Below are 21,265 nucleotides of genomic sequence, written 5' to 3'. Positions count from 1 at the left end.
TAGCGGTGCGGACGCGGGTGCCTTCTGCCTCAGTGGCCATCCTTCGCATCACGACGCCAGCGCAGCCAGCGTTGCCACCTGCGGGAGCGCGCGCGGTACGCAAGGGCTGCCGGCACTCGGACCTCCACGCAGGTGCCTCCCGTCGGCAGAGACACGATATCCAGCGTCGCGCCCAGCCGCTCTGCGCGTTCGCGCATGCCGGCCAGCCCCCAGTGCCCGTGCCGGCCTCCGCTCGCCAGCACATCGGGCTCGATGCCACGGCCGTCATCGATGAAGCGGACGCGCACTCCATCCGTTGCCTGTTCGATCACTACCTCGATGCGCTCCGCGTAGGCATGGCGGAACGCATTGAGCAGCGCTTCGCGCCCGATCTGCACCAGTTCGTCCTGCACGATCGGATCCAGCTGCGCGTCTTGTCCTTCCATCGTCACCCGGCAGGAAACATCCGTATCGCTGGCCAGGTCGGCCGCCATCCGGATAAAGACATCCGACAGGCCGCCCGCATGGTGGCTCGCACGCAGATCGAGCACGCGGTCGCGCGCCTCTACCAGCACGTCGTCGGCGCGCTCCAGCACCGACTCGAGGGCCTGGCGCCCCGGCGCGCTCGCCCCCAGCGATCCCGCCACCGCATGGAAGCGCAAGATCAGCCCCTGCACGCTCTGCAGCAGGGTGTCGTGCAACTCGCGGGCGATACGCTCGCGTTCCCGGTGGCGCTCCTGCAGGCGGTCATGGATCTGCCGGGATACGCTCCGAAGACGCATCAGGTAGGCGACCCACAGCAGTCCTGCGACCAGGGCGAGGCACAGCAAGGCGAACCAAGGCGTCTGGTAGTAGCGCGGCGCTATCGAGAAGGCGATGCTGGCGCCCTCCTCGTTCCACACGCCATCGTTGTTGGCGGCAAGCACGCGAAAAACATAGTGCCCCGGCCCGGGATTGTTGTAGTAGGCCACGCGACGCGTGCCGGCTTCTTGCCATTCCTGCTCATAGCCTTCGAGCCGGTAGCGAAACCGGACCCGTTCGGGGATGGCCAGACTCAACGCGGTGTAGCCGATCTGCAGATTGCGCGCGCCGGCAGGCAACGACAGTGATGCGCCTTCGAGGCGATGCATCCGGCCGTCGACGGACAGCGAGCGGACCACCACCGGCGGTGGCAATGGATTGCGCTTGATCGCCTTCGGATCGATCGACACCACGCCGCTGGTGGTGGCGAACCAGAGTTTTCCATCGCCGGCCTGCAGTGCGGTCGGGATGGGCCGGAACTGCGCGGGGACGCCGGGCAGTCCATCGAGGAAGTCGAAGAGATCGTACGCAGCCTGAGGCGCACCCTCGAGCACCGCCTCGATGGCGTTGGCCGGGACCCGCACGATGCCGCGCGCGCCGTTGAGCCAGAGATCACCCTCCGCTGTCTCCACGATGCCGGAAATACCGCGGAACGGGCTGTCCGCTTGCGCATGCAGGCTCTGGATGCGGTCACCGCGCAGGCGCGCGAGACCCTGCTCGCCCCCGATCCAGATAGCGGCACGCCCCTCATGCAGCGCGCTCACGTTGCCCACATCCAGCCCCCTGGACGGACCGAATACCTGCAGGCTGCCCTCCCGCATCCGCGCGATGCGATTGTGCGCGAAGCCCATCCACAACTGCCCTTCCCGGTCGGCAAGCAGGCTCAGCGGCGACGAACCGTCGCGCGTGCCCGCAAGTTCCTGCAAATGGGTCCAGTGGCCGTCACGCAGACGATGGATGCCTGGTGTGTTCAACGACACCCACAGCGTGCCGTCGGTCGTGCGCGCGATCGCCTGCACACCCGAGTACGCCCTGACCGGCAGTGGCGCCGCCGGCGCCAGCGTGTCGTCACGCAATGTCCAAAGTCCTTTGGGGCCGCCCAGCCAGACCACGCCTTCGTCGTCCCTGTACGCGGCGGTCAGCGGGGGAGGCAGGGGCAGCGTCTCGAGCATGCCATCCCGCAAGCGCAACAGGGGCCGGTTGCGACTTCCCGCCAGCACGGACGCTCCCTCACCGGCGACGATGGCGAAGTCGTGCGCGCCATCCGGCAGGCGGGCGAGCACAACATTGGCATGGCGGAAGCGGTCCAGCCCGCGACTGCTGCCCAACCAGATCGTGCCTTCGCGATCCTCCAGCAGCGGCAATGCGTAGTCCGAGCTCAGGCCATCGCGCTGGCGATAGCTCTCGAAGTGCGGCCGCCCTTCGCCGGCCAGCCGGTAGACGCCGTCACCCAGCGTGGTGGCCCACAACGCGCCGTCGCGATCGAACAACAGGCCGGCCGATGGCAGTGGGAGCGCAGCGGTCGACGCCGCAGTATCCGGCAAGGGCAAAGCGCGTACCGCGCGATCCGCCTCGGCAATCCAGATGCCGCCGTCCGGCGCCTGCGAAAACTGGCTGATCCGGCCAACCTTTGCATGCACGCGCTGGAAGGCCCGGGCTCCGCGTGGCAGGAAGGCAACGCCTTGCTCGCTCGCCACCCACAGCGTGCCGGACGCATCGTTGAAAACGGTGCGCGCCTGCCGGCCGGGGAATTTCCATGCCGGCCCCAGCGCGTGCCATCGTCCCCGTTCCAGATAGACCAGCCCGGTGAAGGTGGCTGCCCACAGCCGGCCATCGGCATCGCGCGCGAAACCGAAGACGGTGCCACTGGGCAGGCCTTGTGCCTCACCGTAGTGAGTCAGCGCGCCACGATGGATGTGGCTGACGGCGCCGTAGCGGAACCCCACCCAGAGCCCGCCTTCTGGAGATGCATGCAGGGCCGAAACACTGGTCGCGGGCAGCGCCTCGCCCGCCGGCGGTTCGTAGCGCTCGAACTGCACGCCGTCGAAGCGATACAGGCCGATCTGGGTGGCCAGCCAGAGGTAGCCGTCCGCTGTCTGCGCAAGCGCGGTGATCTGACCCGGCGCACCGTCCTTGACGCTCCAGGCCGTGTGATGGAATTGAGACAGCTGGCGATGGATCTCGAGCGCGGACGCCGTCTGTACGAGCATGAGCAACACCAGACCGACCCATGCTGCCCGCCAGCCACGCCATCGCCTGCTTTTGCCCGCGCCCGACGCACTGGCCACTGGATTCCCCTGGATGTGTTCGCTGGCAGATCGGCTCCCGCCAGAACCATCGCCGCTGCGGCGGACCATCTGCTGGTCATTCGTGATCCGGACCACCACCGTACCGGGCATCTCGTCCGGACGCCCCGCAGCGCCCGTCAATGCCTGATGTCGGCTCCCCCGTGGACCGGTCCTGCCGGATGCAGCGTACTACGCGGCACACACCGACGTGAATATCGACGCGATCACTCGAATGCGCCGATGCTGTCGTGGCTCAGGTTATCGAAGCGTGTGTATTCGCCGAAGAAGCGCAGCTTGCACGAACCGGTCGGGCCCGAACGCTGCTTGCCGATGATGATTTCGGCCAGGCCTTTGTCCGGCGACGTTTCCTTGTTGTAGTAATCGTCGCGGTAGATGAAGACGATCATGTCGGCGTCCTGCTCGATGGCGCCCGATTCGCGCAGGTCCGCCATCACCGGACGCTTGTCGGTACGCGTTTCCAGCGAACGATTGAGCTGCGACAGCGCGAGCACCGGCACATTGAGTTCCTTTGCCAATCCTTTCAGGGACCGCGAGATCTCGGAAATCTCGGTGGCGCGGTTCTCGCTGTTGCCCGGCACGGACATCAGCTGCAGGTAGTCGATGACGATCAGGCCCAGGTCGTGTTCCCGCTTCAACCGGCGCGCCTTCGAGCGCAACACGTCCGGCGAGAGTCCGGGCGTATCGTCGATGAAGACCTTGGCCTGGTCCTTGAGGATGCGGATGGCGCTGGTGACGCGGCTCCAGTCCTCATCCTCCAGCGAACCGGTGCGCAGTCGCGTGGCATTGATGCGGCCGACCGAAGAGATCAGTCGCATCGCCAGCTGCCCGGCCGACATTTCCATCGAGAACACCGCAACGGCCTTCTTCGACTTGATGGCCGCGTACTCGGCGATGTTCAGCGCGAACGTGGTCTTGCCCATCGCCGGACGCGCCGCCAGGATCACCAGGTCTGTGGGCTGCAGGCCCGCGGTCATCATGTCGAACTCGGTGTAGCCGGTCGGCAGGCCGGTGACCGTGCCGCCGCTTTCCGAACGTACGCGCAGGACTTCGAACGCATCCTTCAACGCATCGTTCATCGCCACGAAGTCGGTGCGTCCGCGTGCGCCCTGCTCCGCGATCGCGAACACTTTCTGTTCGGCGACCGCCAGCATCTCGTCGCTTTCCTTGCCCTCCGGCTGGAACGCGTCGTTGACGATCTCGGTGCCGACTTCGATGAGCTGGCGCATCACCGCCTTGTCGCGCACGATCTCCGCATAAGCCGTGATGTTCGCCGCCGAAGGCGTAGTGCTGGCCAGTTCCACCAGGTAGGCGCCGCCAGCGACCAGTTCCATGTGCCCCTGCGACTCGAACCACTCTCCCAGCGTCACCGCATCGAACGGACGGTTCCGTTCCGCGAGTTCGCTGATAGCGCGATAGATCAGCTGATGGTCGCGACGGTAGAAGTCATTCGAAGTGAGCTTGTCGTTGATGCGGTCGTACGCTTCCGGCGCCAGCATCAGGCCGCCCAGCACCGCCTGTTCCGCCTCGATGGAGTTCGGCGGAACGCGCAGCTGTTCGATGCGCGAGTCGTGCGGGTCGGTGCGGAAGCCGGTACGTGCGGGCATGGACAGTACAACCAGGTCGGAATGGGGCCGGACCAGACATCGTAGGAGCCCGGCCTGTGGGCACGCGACGGAACAACCTGTGGATAAGTGCCTGCAGGCTGATCTTTTGTCGTCTCACCCGCTGCGACGGCGCGGGCCACCTGTCGGCATGCACCGACGGCGGAAACAGAACGGGCGCCTTTCGGCGCCCGTCTGTCGGCATCACGGATGATGCGCTTGCTGGATCAGGCTTCCGCCTGCACCACGACCTTGACGGTCGTCTGCACGTCGGCGTGCAGCTTCACGGCGATTTCGTACTCGCCGATGTTGCGCAGCGCGCCTTCGCCCATGATGACTTCGCTCTTCTCGAGCGGCAGGCCGGCAGCGGTGAACGCATCGGCGATGTCGCGCGGACCGACCGAACCGAACAGCTTGCCTTCGGTCGCGGCATTGGCGGTGATCGTGACGCTCGCACCTTCCAGCTTGGCGGCGCGGGCTTCGGCGTCGTCGTGCACGGCCTTGGCCTTGGCTTCGTACTCGGCGCGCTTGGCCTCGAACTCGGCGACGTTGGCGGCGGTGGCCGGCACTGCCTTGCCCTGCGGCACCAGGTAGTTGCGGCCGTAGCCCGGCTTCACGTTGACCTTGTCGCCCAGGATGCCCAGGTTGGTCACTTTCTGCAGAAGAATCAGTTCCATCGTATTGCTCCGTATTCGTTAGCAGGCATGGCCTGCAGCGATTGGCTGTCCGAATGACAGTAGGAAGAAGAACCTCCCCGCACGGGGAGGTCCTGGATCACACGTCGTGGTTGTCCGTGTACGGGATCAGCGCCAGGAAACGGGCACGCTTGACCGCGGTGGACAATTGGCGCTGGTAGCGCGACTTGGTGCCGGTGACGCGGCTCGGCACGATCTTGCCGTTCTCGGTCAGGTACTGGCGCAGGGTGTTGAGATCCTTGTAGTCGATCTCTTTCACGCCTTCGGCGGTGAACTTGCAGAACTTGCGGCGGCGGAAGAACTTGGACATGGGTAGGATCCTCAGGCGGCTTCGGCAGTGTCGGAATCGGTCGAAGCCTCGGTGCTGGCCTCGCCCTCGTCGTCGTCACGGCGACGACGCTCGCCACGCTCGGGCTTGTCGCCCTTCTCGTCCTTGTTCTTCATGATCAGGGACTGCTCGGTATCCGGGCCATCGCGCTTGATGACCAGGTTGCGCAGCACCGCATCGTTGAAACGGAAGCTCTCGACCAGTTCATTCAGGACGGCCTGGTCGGCCTCAATGTTGAGCAGCACGTAGTGGGCCTTCACCAGGTTCTGGATCGGGTAGGCCAGCTGGCGGCGGCCCCAGTCTTCCAGACGGTGGATCTTGCCGTTGCCCGTCTCGATCAGCGACTTGTAGCGCTCGATCATGGCAGGCACCTGCTCGCTCTGGTCCGGGTGGACCAGGAACACGACTTCATAGTGACGCATCGTTTTTACCTTTCGGATGTGGGCCCGGCACGCGGAATGCGCACTGGGCAGGACAGCCCCCCGACCACTCCGCGCGGATGCCGGCGGGGTGCGGTGGGGCAAGGACCCGCGGCCAGCAGGCCATCGGGAGCCGGAAATTATGTCAGGTCAGTGACTTAGGGGCAAGCCGGGCGATTCATGCCGGCGGCGGGGCTGCATCCCCCACCCTGTGCGCTCAGGCTGCGTCGGCCGTGGTGGTGAAGCTCTCGCCGCAGCCGCATTCGGCCGCCGCATTGGGATTGTTGAACAGGAAGGTCTCGCTCAGGCCCTGCTTCGCGAAATCGATCTCGGTGCCATCCACCAGCACCAGGCTGTCGGCATCCACATAGATCCGCACGCCCTGGAACTCGAAGACCGTGTCCCCTTCGCGCTGGTCGCGGGCCAGATCGGCCACATGGCCCCAGCCGGAACAGCCGGTGCGGGTCACTCCGAAACGCAGGCCCAGCGTACCCGGGGTCTGTTCGACGAAACGCTGCACGCGTTCGAGCGCAACCGGGGTGAGGGTGATGGCCATGCGGTGCTCCTGCGGGACAACTGGGGAGGAATTATAGCGGTGGCCACGCAGCGTGGGCCGCGCGGCTCTTGTAAACTCCGCGTTCCATTAATGTGTCTGTTTACGGAAGGATTCAAGCCATGACGGTGGTGAGCGTCGAACATGCGCTGGCGGGCAAGCTCCCGGCCGGTGGCGAAGTCACGGTGCGTGGCTGGGTGCGCACGCGGCGCGATTCCAAAGCGGGCCTGTCCTTCGTCAACGTCAGCGACGGCTCCTGCTTTGCGCCCATCCAGGTGGTGGCGCCCGACTCGCTGTCCAACTACGAATCCGAAATCAAGCATCTGACCACCGGCTGCGCGGTCGTCGCGACCGGCACGCTGGTCGCCTCGCAGGGCCAGGGCCAGAGCTTCGAGATACAGGCCTCATCCATCGAGGTCGTGGGCTGGGTGGAAGATCCCCTCACCTACCCCATGCAGCCCAAGCAGCACTCGCTGGAGTACCTGCGCGAGTTCGCCCACCTGCGTCCGCGCACCAACCTGTTCGGCGCGGTCACCCGCATCCGCAATTCGCTGGCGCAGGCGGTGCACCGGTTCTTCCACGAGAATGGCTACTTCTGGATCAGCACGCCGATCATCACCACCTCCGACGCCGAAGGTGCCGGCCAGATGTTCCGCGTGTCCACGCTGGACCTGGTCAACCTGCCGCGCGACAAGGAAGGCGCGGTGGATTTCTCGCGCGACTTCTTCGGCAAGGAGACCTTCCTGACCGTCTCCGGCCAGCTCAACGCCGAGGCCTATGCGCTGGCGATGAGCAAGGTCTACACCTTCGGCCCGACCTTCCGTGCCGAGAACAGCAACACCACGCGCCACCTGGCCGAGTTCTGGATGATCGAGCCGGAGGTCGCGTTCAACGACCTGGCCGCCAACGCGCAACTGGCCGAGGACTTCCTGAAGTACCTGTTCCGCGCCGTGCTCAGCGAACGCGCCGATGACCTGGCCTTCATCGCGGAACGCGTCGAACCGACCGCGCTGACCCGTCTGGAAGCCTTCGTCAACTCGCCGTTCGAACGCATCGACTACACCGATGCGATCTCGCTGCTGCAGAAGTCCGGGCAGAAATTCGAGTTCCCGGTCGAATGGGGCCTGGACTTGCAGACCGAGCACGAGCGCTGGCTGACCGAGCAGCACGTCGGCCGCCCGGTGGTGGTGACCAACTACCCCGAGCACTTCAAGGCGTTCTACATGCGCCTGAACGACGACGGCAAGACGGTCGCTGCGATGGATGTGCTGGCGCCCGGCATCGGCGAGATCATCGGCGGCAGCCAGCGCGAGGAGCGCCTGGACGTGCTGGACATGCGCATGGCGCAGTTCGGGCTGGACCCGGCGCATTATGGGTGGTACCGCGACTTCCGCCGCTACGGCTCGGTGCCGCATGCCGGCTTCGGCCTCGGCTTCGAGCGGCTGGTCGTGTATGTCTGCGGACTGTCCAATATCCGCGACGCCATCGCCTACCCGCGCGCACCGGGCAACGCGGAGTTCTGATCGATGCTGTTGTTCTTCGCTCTCTGCTTCGTCGGCATCGCCATCGCCGGGTTCTGCGCGTTCGTGATCTTCTGGCCGCTGACACTCGTGCACATCCGTGACCGCCATGCCGCCCTGGGCGCGCAATGGGGCGAAGGTGCCTTCCTCAAGCCGGTCGCGCTGCGCTGGCTGTTGGGCGGTGGCTATCGCCAGATCACCGACAGCTCGCTGTCGGGCCTCGCCACCCCGGCGCGGATCTCGCTGTGCGTGATCTTCATCGGGCTGGGCATGGCCGGGCTGTTGTGGCTGTGGGCGGAGGCCCTGGGATGAGCGACCACATGAGCGAACACTGGTACCTGGCTTCATTGGGCCGCACGCTGATCTGGGCGCGATTGCACGTGCTGGAGGCGGGCACGGCCGAGGTATTGGACAGCGACGGGCATACCCTGCCCTACGACAGCGAGGACACCGCGCGCGCCGCGCTGTTCGATGCCGAATTCGTTGCCTGGGATGGTCTGGACGAAGATGACGCGCTCGCGCGCGGCTTCTCGCTGCATGACGTATCTCCCCCGCATGCGGACAGCGACGACCTGCTGCGACCAATGATGGTGCAGTCGCTGGGCGCCCGCGCCTGAGGCACGCGTCATGTACACCCCGCGCGCGTTCGCTGAAACCGATCTCACCGAACTGGACCGGCTAGTCGCCCACGACGCTTTTGTCACGCTGGTCACGGTCGTCGACGGGCTCCCTTTCGTCAGCCATTTGCCGGTGCTCTACGCGCGCGATGGCGAGCGCATCGTCATCGAAGGCCATTGGGCCCGACCGAACCCGCAGGCGCGCCATGCAGGCCCTGCCCTGCTGATCGTGCACGGCCCGCACGCCTATCTGTCGCCGGGCTGGTATCCGGACAAGGAGGAAGCCGCACGCGTGCCCACGTGGAACTACGCGGTGGCGCACCTTCATGGCGTGCTGGAGACCACCGACGACGCAACCCGATTGGCCTCGATCGTCGATCGGCTCAGCCAGGTCAACGAAGCCCGGGTGGGCAACGATTGGCGCTTCGAGCACGACCGCGACGATCATGTCCGCCAGTTGCGAGGGATCGTCGGGTTCCGTTTCGCCGTCGAACGGGTAGAACTGAAGTTCAAGCTCAGCCAGAACCATCCTGTCGCCAACGTCGAAGGTGCCGCTGGCGCGCTGCGGCAGCTGGGTGGCGAAGACAACATGGCGATCGCCGACCTGATGATCGAGCGCTTGGAACGCAGAAAGGACTGCGCGGGAGCGACGTAGGTCGCGACCGAGCACTTCAGTACGCCGGGTTTACCGGGAAAGCATCGCGACTTGCGTCGCTCCCACTACGTCGCTGCCACACCGCTAAACTCGCACCATTCCTGGTTTGGAGCTCGCATGGACCTCAACCTCATCGGCCGGCACGCCCTGGTCTGCGGCGCTTCCGAAGGCATCGGCCGCGCAGCGGCCCATGAGCTGGCCCTGCTGGGCGCGAATGTCACCGTGCTGGCACGTCGCGCCGATGTCCTGGCGGACGTGTCCGCTGCACTGCCTTGCGTCACCGCTGGACAGCGCCACGGCAGCATCGCCCTCGACGTCGCCGACGCTGCGGCACTCAAGGCCAACGTTGCTGCGCTCGCTGCGGCCAACCCGGTCCATATCCTGGTCAATAACACCGGCGGGCCGCCCGGTGGCCGCGCCATCGACGCCGCGGCCGACGCGTACCTCGCCGCCTTCCAGCGCCACCTGCTCGCCAACCAGGCGTTGGTGCAGGCCACGCTGCTCGGCATGCGCGATGCCGGCTGGGGGCGCATCGTCAACGTCATCTCCACGTCAGTGAAAGAGCCCATCGCCAACCTCGGCGTGTCAAACACCATCCGCGGCGCGGTCGCCAGTTGGGCCAAGACGCTGTCGAGGGAACTGGCCCCGGATGGCATCACGGTCAACAACGTGCTGCCCGGCTACACGCGCACGCAGCGGCTGGAGCAGATCCTGCGCGATCGCGTGCAGGCCTCGGGCAAGGACGAGGCCGCTGTCAGTGCGGCCATGCTCGCCACGGTGCCGGCGGGCAGGTTCGCCGAGCCCGGCGAGATCGCCGCCGCCATCGCCTTCCTTGCCTCGCCTGCCGCCGGCTACATCACCGGGGTCAGCCTGGCGGTGGACGGGGGCCGCATGCAGTCGATCTGAGGTTGCCGGACGGGGGGCTTGCCAGCCGGGTTAAGCTAATGGGCATGGACCGCTTCGGCCACTTCATCGAAGGCGAACCGCGCCCCGGCAGCGCTTGGCGCCCCGTGTTCGAACCGGCGTCCGGCGAGGTCTATGCGGAAGTCGCCGATGGCAGCGAGAACGACGTGCTGCTGGCCGTACAGGCCGCCGAATCCGCCTTTCCCGCCTGGGCGGCGCTGACCACGAGCGAGCGGTCGCGCTGGCTGGAGAAGCTGGCCGACGCGCTGGAACAACGACGCGACGCCTTCGCCGCCGCCGAATCGCGCGACACCGGCAAGCCGCTGTCTCTGGCGCGGGACGTCGAGATTCCGCGAGCCATCGCCAACCTGCGCTTTTTCGCGCATGCGGCCACGCAGTTCGCCAGCGAATCTCACCACGGCGAAGCCGGGTTGAACTACACGCTGCGGCAGCCGCTGGGCGTGGTCGCGGCGATCTCGCCGTGGAACCTGCCGCTCTATCTGTTCACGTGGAAGATCGCGCCGGCGCTGGCGGCCGGCAACACGGTGGTCGCCAAGCCATCGGAGATCACTCCGGCCACCGCCACCCTGCTCGGCGAACTCGCCGCGGAGATCGGCCTGCCACGCGGCGTACTGAACATCGTGCATGGCAGCGGTCCGGTGGTGGGCGAACCGCTGGTGCTGCATCCCACGATCAAGGCCGTGTCGTTCACCGGCAGTACCACGGTGGGCCGGCGCATCGCCGGGCTTGCCGGACCGCTGCTGAAGAAGGTCTCGCTGGAACTGGGCGGCAAGAACGCCACGCTGGTGTTCGCCAACAGCGACTGGCGCGCACACCTGGACACCCTGCTCCGCTCCGCTTTCCAGAACGCCGGGCAGATCTGCCTGTGCGGGTCGCGGTTGCTGGTGCAGCAGGCCATCTACGAAGAGTTCCGCGATGCATTGATCGAGCGCGCGCGGGGACTGAAGGCGGGGCCGCTGGACGACTCCACCACGCGCCTCGGCGCGATGGTGTCGCAGGCGCACTTCGACAAAGTGCTGGTCTGCATCGCGCGGGCGCGAACCGAGGGCGGCCGTGTGCTGCTCGGCGGGCATGCGCTGGAGCGGCCCGGCTGGTTCATCGCGCCCACGGTCATCGAAAGTCTGGGGCCCCAGGCAGCCACCAACCGCGAGGAAATCTTCGGCCCGGTCGTGACCCTGCAGCCGTTCGAGGACGAGGCCCATGCGCTCGCGCTGGCCAATGCCGGCGACTACGGCCTGGCGGCCACCGTGTGGACGCGCGACCTGGACCGGGCCCATCGGCTGGCGTCGCAACTGCGTGCCGGCATCGTCTGGATCAATACCTGGATGACCCGCGACCTGCGTACGCCATTCGGCGGCACGGGCGCGTCCGGCCTGGGCCGCGAAGGCGGTCTCGAGGCCATGCGTTTCTTCACTGAACCCAAGAACGTCTGCATAGCGTTGCGCTGAGGATCACCGAACCGAATGTCCGACCTTTCCGAACTCGAACAACTGTTGCAGAACAACCGCGACTGGGCCGCCCGCATCAAGCAGGAGGATCCCGGCTTCTTCAAACGGCTGTCGCAGCAGCAATCCCCGCGTTACCTGTGGATCGGCTGCTCCGATTCGCGCGTGCCGGCCAACCAGATCCTGGGCCTGGATCCGGGCGAGGTCTTCGTCCACCGCAACATCGCCAACGTGATGTCCCACGGCGACCTCAATGCGCTGTCGGTCGTCCAGTTCGCCGTCGACATCCTGAAGGTCGAACACATCCTGCTGGTCGGTCACTACGGCTGCGGCGGCGTGCACGCCGCCATGACCGGCCTGCGCGTGGGCCTGGCCGACAATTGGCTGCGCCATGTCGCCGATGTCGCGCTCAAGCACAACGATCTGCTGGAACAGGTGGATACTGAATCCCTGCGCCATGCCCGCCTGTGCGAGCTCAACGTGATCGAACAGGTGTTCAACGTGTGCCAGACCACCGTGGTACAGGACGCTTGGGCCCGCGGCCAGCCGCTCGCCATCCACGGCTGGGTGTACAGCCTGTTCGACGGCCGCGTGCGCGAATTGGGCATGGACGTGGCCGCAGCGGACGAGTTGCAGCCCGCGTACCAGCGCGCCCTCGCCGCCGTGCCACCCAAGGGCAAGCGCGATGAGTGAGGTCGTACAGGCCGGCGGCGCGCCGAAGCCCGTGGGTCACTATCCGCACGCGCGACGTGTCGGCGACCTGCTGTTTCTGTCCGGTATCGGCCCGCGCGATCCGTCCAGCAACGCCATCGTCGGCAACGTGCACGACGCGGACGGACGGCTGATCAGCTACGACATCGATGCGCAGTGCCGGGCCGTCTTCAGCAATGTGCGGGCGGTCCTGAAAGCCAGTGGCGCGCGCTGGGAGGACCTGGTGGACGTGACCGTGTACCTCACCGACATGGCGCACGATTTCAAGGTGTACAACCAAGTCTGGGCGGAGCATTTTCCCGACGCAGCCGCCGCGCCCTGCCGCACCACGCTCGGCATCACCGCCTTGCCCACGCCGATCGCCATCGAACTGAAGTGCATCGCGCGCCTGCCGGAGCGCCGCTGAGATGCTGCCGAACCCGCTCAATTTCCAGGCATGGATCGACGAGAACCGCCACCTGCTCAAGCCGCCGGTGGGCAACAAGGTGATCTACGACGGCGACTTCATCGTCATGGTGGTCGGCGGCCCGAACGCGCGCACCGACTACCACTACGACGAGGGTCCGGAATGGTTCTACCAGCTGGAAGGCGAGATGGTGCTGCGTATCCAGGAAGATGGCGCGGTCCGCGACATTCCCATAAGGGCGGGCGAGATCTTCCTGCTGCCGCCGCGCGTGCCGCATTCGCCGCAACGCATGCCGGGCTCGATCGGGCTGGTGATCGAACGCAAGCGCCTGCCGCACGAGGACGACGGCCTGCTGTGGTTCTGCGAGCGCTGCAACGCAAAGGTCTATGAGGAGTACTTCCACCTCAACGACATCGAGCAGGATTTCTTCCGCGTGTTCGAGGCGTTCTACCGCAACGACGACCTGCGCACCTGCAAGGCCTGCGGCCATCTGAACCCCCGCCCGAGCCGCTATGAGATGCAGGCCGATTCGCAAGCCGACATCACCTGAGCTTGCACTTGCCCAATTCGGGCATTATCGTGCCCGATATGGGCATGAACAATGATTCCAAACCTCCCAGAGTCAGTGAAGCGGCGGCACGCTACGCGACGGCCAGCTTGTCGAGCGCGCTGTTCACCACCACCCAGCAGCGCGTGCTGGCCTGCCTGTTCGGCGAATCCCGGCGCAGCTACGCGGTCAACGAACTGATCCAGGCCACGGGCGCCGGCAGTGGCGCCGTCCAGCGCGAACTGGCCCGGCTGGCCGGCAGCGGATTGCTGACCGTCGAGCATGTCGGCAACCAGAAGCGTTATCGCGCCAACCCCGCTGCCCCGATCCACGACGAGCTGGTCTCCATCGTCCGCAAGACCTTCGGCCTGGCCGAGCCGCTGCGCGAGGCACTGGCACCGCTGGCCGGCCGAATCCAGGCTGCCTTCCTTTACGGTTCGGTCGCAAAGGGCAGCGACACCGTCCGCAGCGACATCGACCTGATGCTGATCGCCGACGACGTTGACTACGCCGAGGTGATGCTGGCGCTGCATCCGGTGGCCGAACGGCTTGGTCGGCAGGTCAATCCGACTGTGTACGCGCGCGACGAACTGCGCAGCCGCCTCGACGCCGGCAACGGCTTCGTCACCCGCGTGCTGCAGCAACCGCGGCAATGGCTGATCGGGAGCGACGATGACCTCCCCGCTTGAGAAGCTCGCCACCCACAGCGGCCCGCTCAGCGCAGAGCCTGCGGACAGGAACGAAACCGCCGGCCTGCTGCGCTCAGGGCTGGCCCGGCTCGCCGATGCACACAACGATGCGCTGTCGCTGGAGAGCCGCTTCGACCTGGCCTACAACGCCGCCCATGCACTGAGCCTGGCGGCGCTGCGCCGCGAGGGCTTCCGCGCGCGCCACCGGTACATCGTGTTCCAGGTGCTACCGCATACCCTGGGGCTCGGCCCCGAGGTGTGGCGCGTGCTGGCCAAAGCGCACGATCTGCGCAACCTCGCCGAGTACGAAGGCCACGTGGAGGTGGACCGGCGCCTGGTCAACGACCTGATCGCGGCATGCGAGCGCGTCTCGGACGCGCTGGAACGATGAGCTCCGCTGCTCTGCACGCAAGCCTTCCATCGCGGCACTGCAGCGCGAATCCCCTGCAGGCAGCCCCTACAATCCCATGATGCTGAAGATCGACACCCATGCGCACTTCCTGCCCCGCGACTGGCCCGACCTGGCGGCCAAATACGGTGACCTGCGCTTCCCGGTGATCCACCATGGCGACGACGGCCGCCATCGCATCTACAAGGACGGCAAGTTCTTCCGCGAGATCTGGCCCAAGACCTGGGATCCGGAGGAACGCATCGCCGACTACGCCAAATTCGGCGTGCAGGTGCAGGTCATAAGCACCGTGCCCGTGATGTTCAGCTACTGGGCCAAGGCGCACCACGCGCTGGAACTGCACCAGGCGCTCAACGACCATACGGCCGCCGCCTGCCGCGACTATCCGCGCCACTATGCGGGCATCGGCACGGTGCCGATGCAGTCGCCGCGACTGGCGGTGCAGGAACTGGAGCGCTGCATGGACCAGTTGGGCCTGCAGGGCGTGCAGATCGGCAGCCATGTCAACGACTGGAACCTCGACGCACCGGAACTGTTCGAGTTCTTCCAGGCGGCCAGCGAACTGGGCGCGGCAATCCTCGTGCACCCCTGGGACATGATGGGTGCCGCGTCGATGCCGAAGTACTGGCTACCCTGGCTGGTCGGCATGCCGGCCGAACAATCGCGCGCGGCCTGTTGCCTGATCTTCGGCGGCGTGCTCGAACGGCTACCCGGACTGAAGGTCTGTTTCGCCCACGGGGGCGGCAGCTTCCCTTACACCATCGGCCGCATCGAGCACGGCTTCAACATGCGGCCCGACCTGGTGGCCACCGACAACCATCGCAATCCGCGCGAATACCTTGACCGGGTCTACTTCGATTCCTGGGTCGCCGATCCACGCGCGCTGCATTACCTGCTTGACACGGTCGGCCACGAGCGCGTGATGCTGGGCACCGACTACCCGTTCCCGCTGGGCGAACAGGAACCCGGCGCCGGCATCGCCGCGCTGGGCCTGGACGAGGTGCAGCAGGCGCGCCTGTATCACGGCACCGCGCTGGAATGGCTGGGCTTGCCGGCCGCGAGGTTCCTGTGAGGGTGCTCCCTGTAGGAGCGACGTCAGTCGCGACCGCACGGCACGATCTTGCGAGGACCCTCGGTATTTTCGTGGGAAACCAGCCCATCCAGCGTCATCTCTACCGACACTCCACGGTCGCGACTCACGTCGCTCCTACAACCTACCGACCATCTCCAGCCCGATGACCGACCCGCTGTCCCGCACCCACATCATCGCCCTCGACGCCGCCGACCCGCTGCGTGCGCTGCGCAACGACTTCCTGATCCCGCGCCACAAGCACAACGACCAGGTCTACTTCTGCGGCAACTCGCTCGGCCTGCAGCCGAAGGCCGCGCGCACCTACATCAACGAGGTGCTGGACAAGTGGGCCAACGAAGCCGTCGAAGGCCACTTCACCGGCAATGCGCAATGGATGACGTACCACGAACTGGTGCGCGAACCGCTGGCGCGCCTGGTCGGCGCGGAACCGGCGGAGGTGGTGGCGATGAACACGCTGACCGCCAACCTGCACCTGATGATGGTCAGTTTCTACCGCCCCACCGCGGAGCGCCCTGCGATTCTGATGGAGGCCGGCGCATTCCCGTCCGACCGGCATGCGATGGAATCGCAGGTGCGCTTCCATGGATTCGACCCAGCGACCGATCTGATCGAAGTGGAGCCGGACCTGCCCGATGGCACGCTGTCGATGGCGGCCATCGAGCGCGCCATTGCCGAACACGGCCCACGCCTGGCGCTGGTGCTGTGGCCGGGCATCCAGTACCGCACCGGCCAGGCGTTCGACCTGGCCGAGATCGCACGCCTGGGCCATGCGCAGGGCGCCGTCGTCGGCGTCGACCTGGCGCACGCGGTCGGCAACCTGCCGTTGCAGCTCCACGACAGCGGTGTCGATTTCGCCGTGTGGTGCCACTACAAGTACCTCAACTCCGGTCCCGGCGCGGTGGCGGGCTGCTTCGTGCATGCACGGCATGCGCATACCGACCGTCCTCGCTTCGCCGGCTGGTGGGGCCACGAGAAGGAGACACGTTTCCGCATGGGGCCGGCCTTCGTGCCCACGCCCGGTGCCGAGGGCTGGCAGCTCAGCAACCCGCCGATCCTTGGGCTCGCGCCGCTGCGCGCATCGCTGGAACTGTTCGAGAAGGCCGGCGGCATGGACGCTATCCGGACCAAGTCGCTGAAGATCACCGGGCTGCTGGAAGCGCTGATCCAGGCACGGCTGTCCGACGCACTGCAGATCATCACGCCGGCCGACACCGCCCAGCGCGGTGCGCAGCTGTCATTGCGGGTGATCGGTGGCCGCGAGCGGGGCCGCGAACTGTTCGAATACCTGCTGTCCGTCGGCACCGTCGGCGACTGGCGCGAACCGGACGTGATCCGCATCTCGCCCGCACCGCTCTACAACCGCTACATGGATGTCCACCGCTTCGTCGAGGAAGTCGAGACGTGGCGGGGGTTCTGATCCGGAGAGACGCTCTTGGGCATTGAGCCACAACGACACATCACCATCATCGGCGCCGGCCTCGCCGGCGCGCTGCTGGCCACCCTGATGGCGCGCGCCGGCTGGCGCGTGGAGGTGTTCGAGAAGCGCGGCGACCCGCGTGTGCAGGGCTATGCCGGTGGACGCTCGATCAACCTGGCACTGACCGAACGTGGCCGCCATGCGCTGCGGATGGCGGATGCGGACGATGCGGTAATGCGGCAGGCGGTGATGATGCGCGGGCGCATGGTGCATGCCCTCGACGGACGGCTGCAGTTGCAGCGCTACGGACGCGACGACTCCGAGGTCATCTGGTCGATCCATCGCGGCGACCTGAACATCACGCTGTTGGACCTGGCCGAACGTGCAGGGGCCGTCATCCAGTTCAACCGCCGGTTGGAATCCGTGGATTTCGAAGCGCGCATCGCCCGCTTCGTCGATGAGCGGGATGGTGGCGTCCATCCTGTCGGGTTCACCGCCCTGATCGGTGCCGACGGTGCCGGCTCATCCTTGCGTGGCGCCATGCAGCGACGGGAGGATCTCGGCGAACGCACCGAGTTCCTCGACCACTCCTACAAGGAACTGGAAATTCCCCCCGCCGCCGACGGCAGCTTCATCATGGAGCCGAATGCCCTGCATATCTGGCCGCGCGGCCACTACATGTGCATCGCGTTGCCCAACGACGAGCGCACGTTCACGGTGACGCTGTTCCTGCCCAACGAAGGCGATCCGGGCTTCGACAGCGTGCGCAGCGGTGCGGAAGCGAAGGCCCTGTTCCTGCGTGATTTCGCCGATGCGGTGCCGCTGATCCCGCGACTGGAGCAGGACTGGGACGCCAACCCCACCGGCCTGCTCGCCACGCTGTATCTCGAACGCTGGCACCTGCGGGGCCAGGCCGTGCTGTTGGGCGACGCCGCCCACGCCATGGTGCCGTTCCACGGTCAGGGGATGAACTGCGCTTTCGAGGATTGCGTCGCCCTCGCCCACCACCTGCAATCCACGCAAGACCTCGCGAAGGCTTTCGCCGCCTTCGAAGCCGAGCGCAAGCCAAACGCGCTCGCCATCCAGGAAATGGCGCTGGAGAACTACGTGGAAATGCGCGACAAGGTGGACGACACTGGCTATCTGTTGCAGCGGGAACTGGAGCTGTCGCTGCAGCAACGCCACCCGGACCGCTTCGTGCCGCACTACACGATGGTCAGCTTCATGCGCATCCCGTATGCGGTGGCGCAGCACCGCAGCCACGTGCAGCGCGACCTGCTGGTACGGCATACCGCTGGACGTGAAGCCCTCGATGGGATCGACTGGGCAGCGGTGGACGCCGATGTACTGGCGCGCTTGCCGGTGCTGGAGGAGACGGCCGGGTGAGCGCCAGCTTCCTGTTCTATGATCTGGAGACCTTCGGTGCGGATCCCCGCCGCAGCCGGATCGCGCAGGTCGCAGCCGTGCGCACCACGCCTGCGCTGGAGTTGATGGAGGAGCCGGTCAGCTTCTTCGTACGGCCGGCGGATGACTTGCTGCCTTCGCCCATCGCCACGCTGATCACCGGCATCACGCCGCAGCAGGCGCTGCGCGATGGCGTCAACGAAGCCGAGGCCTTCGCCCGCATTGCCGACGAGATGGGCCGGCCGGAAACCTGCACGCTGGGCTACAACAGCCTGCGCTTCGATGACGAGTTCGTGCGTCACGGCCTGTTCCGCAATTTCCATGAGCCCTACGAGCGCGAATGGCGTGGCGGCAACTCGCGCTGGGACTTGCTGGACGTGATGCGGCTGATGCATGCGCTACGGCCGGACGGCATCGTGTGGCCGAAGCGGGACGATGGCGCAACGTCGTTCAAGCTGGAACACCTGGCGCTGGCCAACCGCGTCCGCGAAGGCGATGCGCACGAGGCCCTGTCGGATGTCTACGCCACCATCGGCCTGGCCCGGCTGATGCGGCAGGCCCAACCCCGCCTGTGGGACTACGCATTGCAACTGCGCGACAAGCGCTTCGCCGCGCGCCTGCTGGACGTGACGGCCATGCAGCCGGTACTGCATGTCTCGCAGCGCTACCCCGCCAGCCGCCTCTGTGCCGCGCCGGTGCTGCCATTGACACGGCATCCGCGTATCGACAATCGCGTGGTGGTGTTCGACTTGGAAAGCGATCCGACCGCGCTGCTGTCCATGGCGCCCGACGAGATCGCCGATCGTCTTTACACCCCGGCCTCCGATCTGCCGGAGGGCGAGCAGCGGATCCCGCTGAAGGAAGTCCATCTGAACCGTGCACCGGCGCTGGTCGCCTGGTCGCATCTGCGTCCTGCCGACATGGACCGGCTGGGCATCGATCCCGCACGCTGCGAGCGCCACGCAGAGGTCCTTCGCGAGGCCGGCCCGACGCTTGCGGAGAAGGTGCGGCAGGTGTTCGCCGGCGAGCGGGAGTTCACTCCCGGGGACGTGGATGCCTCGCTTTACGATGGCTTCCTGGCGGACGCGGACAAACGCCGCTTCACCGAGGTCCGGACCACGCCGCCCGCGCTGCTGGGCCAGCGCGATTTCGGCTTCCGCGATGCCCGCCTGCCTGAACTGTTGTTCCGCTATCGCGCACGCAACTGGCCCGGCTCGCTTTCTCCGGTCGAACGCCAGCGCTGGGACGACTACCGCCGGCAGCGCCTCGCGACCGACAGCGGCATGTCCGAATACAGCTTCACCAGCTTCGATGCCGAACTTGCGGGCCTGCGGGCGGCGCACGCCGCCGATGCGGAACGACTGGCCCTGCTGGACAAGATCCAGCAGTGGCGCGAGGACGTGCAGGCCGGTCTCTAGTGCGAGGTCGACATCGAGGGCAGCCTTGTCGGCCTGATGACGCCGGCTTGTCTAGAATGGCAGCCATGGCCACCTACTTCTCCGATGCCAGCTTCAAGTTCCTGCGCGGGCTGGCCCGCCACAACGACAAGACCTGGTTCAACGATCACAAGACGCAGTACGAGGGTCATGTCCGGCAGCCGTTCCTCCGTTTGCTGACCGATCTCCAACCCGACCTCGCAGCGGTAAGCCTGCATTTCCGCTCGGATCCGAAGACCGTGGGCGGGTCGCTGTTCCGCATCTACCGTGACGCGCGTTTCTCCAACGACAAGTCACCGTACAAGTCCTGGCAGGGCGCGCGCCTGTTCCACGAGCGCCACAAGCAGTTGCCTGCGCCCTCGTTCTACCTGCACCTGCAGCCTGGCGAGTGTTTCGTCGGTGCCGGACTCTGGCATCCCGAGCCGGACACGCAGCGGCGGGTGCGGCAGTTCATCCTGGACAACCCGGGCAGTTGGAAGAAGGCGGCGCACGACGTGCCCTTCCGGCGGCGCTTCGAGTTCGAAGAGAGCGAAAAGCTGGTGCGTCCGCCGCGGGGGTTTCCCGCCGATTTCGAGTTCATCGAAGACCTGAAACACCGCAATTTCGTATTCTGGAGATCGCTGGACGATGCCACCATGACCGGTCCGAAGCTGCGCCAGACCGTGGCGGCCGATCTCAAGGCGCTTGGCCCGTTCGTCGACTACCTGTGCGCTGCGCTGGACCTGGAGTTCTGACCCGGAGGTTTGCCGATGAAGAAGTGGCTCGTGATCGGAGTGCTGGTCGCCCTCCTGCTCGGGTTGGCGGGCTATGTGGCCGCCGGTCCCTACCTGGCCATCCACGGCATCCGTACGGCGCTGGCGGAGCAGGACACCGGCAAACTGCAGAAGCATGTCGATTTCGCTTCGTTGCGGGTGAACCTGCGCGCGCAGGTGGAGGACTCGCTCGCGCGGCGGGCCGGGCCGGAACTCAGCGGCAACCTGTTTGGTGCCGCGGCACTCTCGATCGCCAACAGCGTGCTGGGGCGCGGGGTGGACACGATGGTCACGCCGATGGGCATCGCCGCGATCCTGGAAGGCCGCGCCACATGGAAACGCGCCGTCGGCGACACCGTGGGCGGCGACACCTACGCCCCGCCGACGCCGGCAGATCCACTCAGGCAGGCCAGCCACCGCTACGCGTCGTTGTCCCGTTTCACTGCCACCGTGCACGACGATGATGGCGACCCGGTGGTGTTCGTCTTCACGCGCCAGGGCCTGCGCTGGCGTCTGACCGACATCCGCCTGCCGCTGTAAGGCGGGCCAGCGCAC

General features: G+C 66.5%; 23 protein-coding genes. 17 read left to right on the top strand and 6 right to left on the bottom strand.

Annotated elements, in window-relative coordinates; all coding sequences use genetic code 11:
- Nucleotides 1–29 precede the first annotated feature (29 nt).
- From FB548_RS13955 to FB548_RS13930, 6 genes are all read right to left on the bottom strand, one after another.
- Nucleotides 30–2,990, bottom strand: coding sequence for a sensor histidine kinase (locus tag FB548_RS13955; protein ID WP_185742115.1), 2,961 nt, complete (start codon nt 2,988–2,990; stop codon nt 30–32).
- A 302-nt stretch (nt 2,991–3,292) separates the two neighbouring features.
- Complete coding sequence (locus tag FB548_RS13950; protein ID WP_142125381.1) at nt 3,293–4,693, bottom strand: replicative DNA helicase; 1,401 nt, start codon at nt 4,691–4,693, stop codon at nt 3,293–3,295.
- A gap of 224 nt (nt 4,694–4,917) precedes the next feature.
- Nucleotides 4,918–5,367, bottom strand: coding sequence for a 50S ribosomal protein L9 (gene rplI / locus FB548_RS13945; RefSeq protein WP_142125380.1), 450 nt, complete (start codon nt 5,365–5,367; stop codon nt 4,918–4,920).
- Nucleotides 5,368–5,464: 97 nt separating this feature from the next.
- Entirely contained in the window at nt 5,465–5,695 is a 231-nt protein-coding gene (gene rpsR, locus FB548_RS13940) for a 30S ribosomal protein S18 (RefSeq protein ID WP_055942998.1), read from the bottom strand.
- Nucleotides 5,696–5,706: 11 nt separating this feature from the next.
- Nucleotides 5,707–6,135, bottom strand: coding sequence for a 30S ribosomal protein S6 (gene rpsF, locus FB548_RS13935; protein WP_142125379.1), 429 nt, complete (start codon nt 6,133–6,135; stop codon nt 5,707–5,709).
- A gap of 214 nt (nt 6,136–6,349) precedes the next feature.
- A complete protein-coding gene (locus tag FB548_RS13930; RefSeq protein WP_142125378.1) occupies nt 6,350–6,688 on the bottom strand; it encodes an iron-sulfur cluster assembly accessory protein in 339 nt (112 codons plus the stop codon).
- Nucleotides 6,689–6,807: 119 nt separating this feature from the next.
- Here FB548_RS13930 and asnS point away from each other — a divergent pair, with 119 nt between their 5' ends.
- The 17 genes from asnS to FB548_RS13845 all read left to right on the top strand — a co-directional run bounded on the left by asnS (nt 6,808) and on the right by FB548_RS13845 (nt 21,250).
- The gene (asnS, locus tag FB548_RS13925; protein ID WP_142125377.1) at nt 6,808–8,208 is read left to right on the top strand and encodes an asparagine--tRNA ligase; all 1,401 of its coding nucleotides are present in this window, start codon (nt 6,808–6,810) and stop codon (nt 8,206–8,208) included.
- Nucleotides 8,209–8,211: 3 nt separating this feature from the next.
- Nucleotides 8,212–8,517 carry a hypothetical protein gene (locus FB548_RS13920; protein ID WP_142125376.1) on the top strand — a complete coding sequence of 102 codons (306 nt, stop codon included), beginning with the start codon at nt 8,212–8,214 and terminating at the stop codon, nt 8,515–8,517.
- Nucleotides 8,514–8,822: a hypothetical protein gene (locus tag FB548_RS13915; protein ID WP_142125375.1), complete on the top strand. Its 309-nt coding sequence runs from the start codon at nt 8,514–8,516 to the stop codon at nt 8,820–8,822. The genes FB548_RS13920 and FB548_RS13915 overlap by 4 nt, the downstream gene beginning before the upstream one ends.
- A 10-nt stretch (nt 8,823–8,832) precedes the next feature.
- The gene (locus FB548_RS13910; protein ID WP_142125374.1) at nt 8,833–9,477 is read left to right on the top strand and encodes an FMN-binding negative transcriptional regulator; all 645 of its coding nucleotides are present in this window, start codon (nt 8,833–8,835) and stop codon (nt 9,475–9,477) included.
- A 117-nt stretch (nt 9,478–9,594) separates the two neighbouring features.
- Complete coding sequence (locus FB548_RS13905; RefSeq protein ID WP_142125373.1) at nt 9,595–10,383, top strand: SDR family oxidoreductase; 789 nt, start codon at nt 9,595–9,597, stop codon at nt 10,381–10,383.
- Between the two features lie 44 nt (nt 10,384–10,427).
- The gene (locus FB548_RS13900; protein ID WP_142125372.1) at nt 10,428–11,849 is read left to right on the top strand and encodes an aldehyde dehydrogenase; all 1,422 of its coding nucleotides are present in this window, start codon (nt 10,428–10,430) and stop codon (nt 11,847–11,849) included.
- A 15-nt stretch (nt 11,850–11,864) separates the two neighbouring features.
- Nucleotides 11,865–12,539: a carbonate dehydratase gene (gene can, locus FB548_RS13895; RefSeq protein WP_142125371.1), complete on the top strand. Its 675-nt coding sequence runs from the start codon at nt 11,865–11,867 to the stop codon at nt 12,537–12,539.
- Entirely contained in the window at nt 12,532–12,963 is a 432-nt protein-coding gene (locus tag FB548_RS13890; RefSeq protein WP_142125370.1) for a RidA family protein, read from the top strand. The genes can and FB548_RS13890 overlap by 8 nt, the downstream gene beginning before the upstream one ends.
- 1 nt (nt 12,964) lies before the next feature.
- Nucleotides 12,965–13,513 carry a 3-hydroxyanthranilate 3,4-dioxygenase gene (locus FB548_RS13885; RefSeq protein WP_142125369.1) on the top strand — a complete coding sequence of 183 codons (549 nt, stop codon included), beginning with the start codon at nt 12,965–12,967 and terminating at the stop codon, nt 13,511–13,513.
- A 44-nt stretch (nt 13,514–13,557) separates the two neighbouring features.
- Nucleotides 13,558–14,199 (top strand): nucleotidyltransferase domain-containing protein, encoded by a 642-nt coding sequence (locus tag FB548_RS13880; protein WP_255470562.1) that lies wholly within the window; start codon nt 13,558–13,560, stop codon nt 14,197–14,199.
- Complete coding sequence (locus FB548_RS13875) at nt 14,183–14,590, top strand: hypothetical protein (protein WP_142125367.1); 408 nt, start codon at nt 14,183–14,185, stop codon at nt 14,588–14,590. The genes FB548_RS13880 and FB548_RS13875 overlap by 17 nt, the downstream gene beginning before the upstream one ends.
- Before the next feature lie 79 nt (nt 14,591–14,669).
- Nucleotides 14,670–15,680, top strand: a complete 1,011-nt coding sequence (locus FB548_RS13870; protein WP_142125366.1) for an amidohydrolase family protein — start codon at nt 14,670–14,672, stop codon at nt 15,678–15,680.
- 163 nt (nt 15,681–15,843) lie between these two features.
- Nucleotides 15,844–17,118 (top strand): kynureninase, encoded by a 1,275-nt coding sequence (gene kynU / locus FB548_RS13865; protein ID WP_142125365.1) that lies wholly within the window; start codon nt 15,844–15,846, stop codon nt 17,116–17,118.
- A 15-nt stretch (nt 17,119–17,133) separates the two neighbouring features.
- Nucleotides 17,134–18,504, top strand: coding sequence for an NAD(P)/FAD-dependent oxidoreductase (locus tag FB548_RS13860; protein WP_142125364.1), 1,371 nt, complete (start codon nt 17,134–17,136; stop codon nt 18,502–18,504).
- Nucleotides 18,501–19,940 (top strand): exodeoxyribonuclease I, encoded by a 1,440-nt coding sequence (gene sbcB / locus FB548_RS13855; RefSeq protein ID WP_142125363.1) that lies wholly within the window; start codon nt 18,501–18,503, stop codon nt 19,938–19,940. The genes FB548_RS13860 and sbcB overlap by 4 nt, the downstream gene beginning before the upstream one ends.
- A 65-nt stretch (nt 19,941–20,005) precedes the next feature.
- Nucleotides 20,006–20,692 carry a DUF2461 domain-containing protein gene (locus tag FB548_RS13850; RefSeq protein ID WP_142125362.1) on the top strand — a complete coding sequence of 229 codons (687 nt, stop codon included), beginning with the start codon at nt 20,006–20,008 and terminating at the stop codon, nt 20,690–20,692.
- Between the two features lie 15 nt (nt 20,693–20,707).
- Nucleotides 20,708–21,250: a DUF2939 domain-containing protein gene (locus FB548_RS13845; RefSeq protein ID WP_142125361.1), complete on the top strand. Its 543-nt coding sequence runs from the start codon at nt 20,708–20,710 to the stop codon at nt 21,248–21,250.
- Nucleotides 21,251–21,265 lie beyond the last annotated feature (15 nt).

The sequence above is a fragment of the Pseudoxanthomonas sp. 3HH-4 genome (assembly GCF_006716465.1).
GTDB lineage: Bacteria > Pseudomonadota > Gammaproteobacteria > Xanthomonadales > Xanthomonadaceae > Pseudoxanthomonas_A.
The sequence above is the reverse complement of the archived record's forward strand: the minus strand, read 5'-3'. Positions and strand labels throughout refer to the sequence as shown.

What these genes read in the sequence shown, in the direction of transcription:
- FB548_RS13955 (WP_185742115.1), bottom strand. Translation starts at nt 2,990, where the DNA reads ATGCTCGTACAGACGGCGTCCGCGCTCGAGATCCATCGCCAGCTGTCT.
- FB548_RS13950 (WP_142125381.1), bottom strand. Translation starts at nt 4,693, where the DNA reads ATGCCCGCACGTACCGGCTTCCGCACCGACCCGCACGACTCGCGCATC.
- rplI (WP_142125380.1), bottom strand. Translation starts at nt 5,367, where the DNA reads ATGGAACTGATTCTTCTGCAGAAAGTGACCAACCTGGGCATCCTGGGC.
- rpsR (WP_055942998.1), bottom strand. Translation starts at nt 5,695, where the DNA reads ATGTCCAAGTTCTTCCGCCGCCGCAAGTTCTGCAAGTTCACCGCCGAA.
- rpsF (WP_142125379.1), bottom strand. Translation starts at nt 6,135, where the DNA reads ATGCGTCACTATGAAGTCGTGTTCCTGGTCCACCCGGACCAGAGCGAG.
- FB548_RS13930 (WP_142125378.1), bottom strand. Translation starts at nt 6,688, where the DNA reads ATGGCCATCACCCTCACCCCGGTTGCGCTCGAACGCGTGCAGCGTTTC.
- asnS (WP_142125377.1), top strand. Translation starts at nt 6,808, where the DNA reads ATGACGGTGGTGAGCGTCGAACATGCGCTGGCGGGCAAGCTCCCGGCC.
- FB548_RS13920 (WP_142125376.1), top strand. Translation starts at nt 8,212, where the DNA reads ATGCTGTTGTTCTTCGCTCTCTGCTTCGTCGGCATCGCCATCGCCGGG.
- FB548_RS13915 (WP_142125375.1), top strand. Translation starts at nt 8,514, where the DNA reads ATGAGCGACCACATGAGCGAACACTGGTACCTGGCTTCATTGGGCCGC.
- FB548_RS13910 (WP_142125374.1), top strand. Translation starts at nt 8,833, where the DNA reads ATGTACACCCCGCGCGCGTTCGCTGAAACCGATCTCACCGAACTGGAC.
- FB548_RS13905 (WP_142125373.1), top strand. Translation starts at nt 9,595, where the DNA reads ATGGACCTCAACCTCATCGGCCGGCACGCCCTGGTCTGCGGCGCTTCC.
- FB548_RS13900 (WP_142125372.1), top strand. Translation starts at nt 10,428, where the DNA reads ATGGACCGCTTCGGCCACTTCATCGAAGGCGAACCGCGCCCCGGCAGC.
- can (WP_142125371.1), top strand. Translation starts at nt 11,865, where the DNA reads ATGTCCGACCTTTCCGAACTCGAACAACTGTTGCAGAACAACCGCGAC.
- FB548_RS13890 (WP_142125370.1), top strand. Translation starts at nt 12,532, where the DNA reads ATGAGTGAGGTCGTACAGGCCGGCGGCGCGCCGAAGCCCGTGGGTCAC.
- FB548_RS13885 (WP_142125369.1), top strand. Translation starts at nt 12,965, where the DNA reads ATGCTGCCGAACCCGCTCAATTTCCAGGCATGGATCGACGAGAACCGC.
- FB548_RS13880 (WP_255470562.1), top strand. Translation starts at nt 13,558, where the DNA reads ATGAACAATGATTCCAAACCTCCCAGAGTCAGTGAAGCGGCGGCACGC.
- FB548_RS13875 (WP_142125367.1), top strand. Translation starts at nt 14,183, where the DNA reads ATGACCTCCCCGCTTGAGAAGCTCGCCACCCACAGCGGCCCGCTCAGC.
- FB548_RS13870 (WP_142125366.1), top strand. Translation starts at nt 14,670, where the DNA reads ATGCTGAAGATCGACACCCATGCGCACTTCCTGCCCCGCGACTGGCCC.
- kynU (WP_142125365.1), top strand. Translation starts at nt 15,844, where the DNA reads ATGACCGACCCGCTGTCCCGCACCCACATCATCGCCCTCGACGCCGCC.
- FB548_RS13850 (WP_142125362.1), top strand. Translation starts at nt 20,006, where the DNA reads ATGGCCACCTACTTCTCCGATGCCAGCTTCAAGTTCCTGCGCGGGCTG.
- FB548_RS13845 (WP_142125361.1), top strand. Translation starts at nt 20,708, where the DNA reads ATGAAGAAGTGGCTCGTGATCGGAGTGCTGGTCGCCCTCCTGCTCGGG.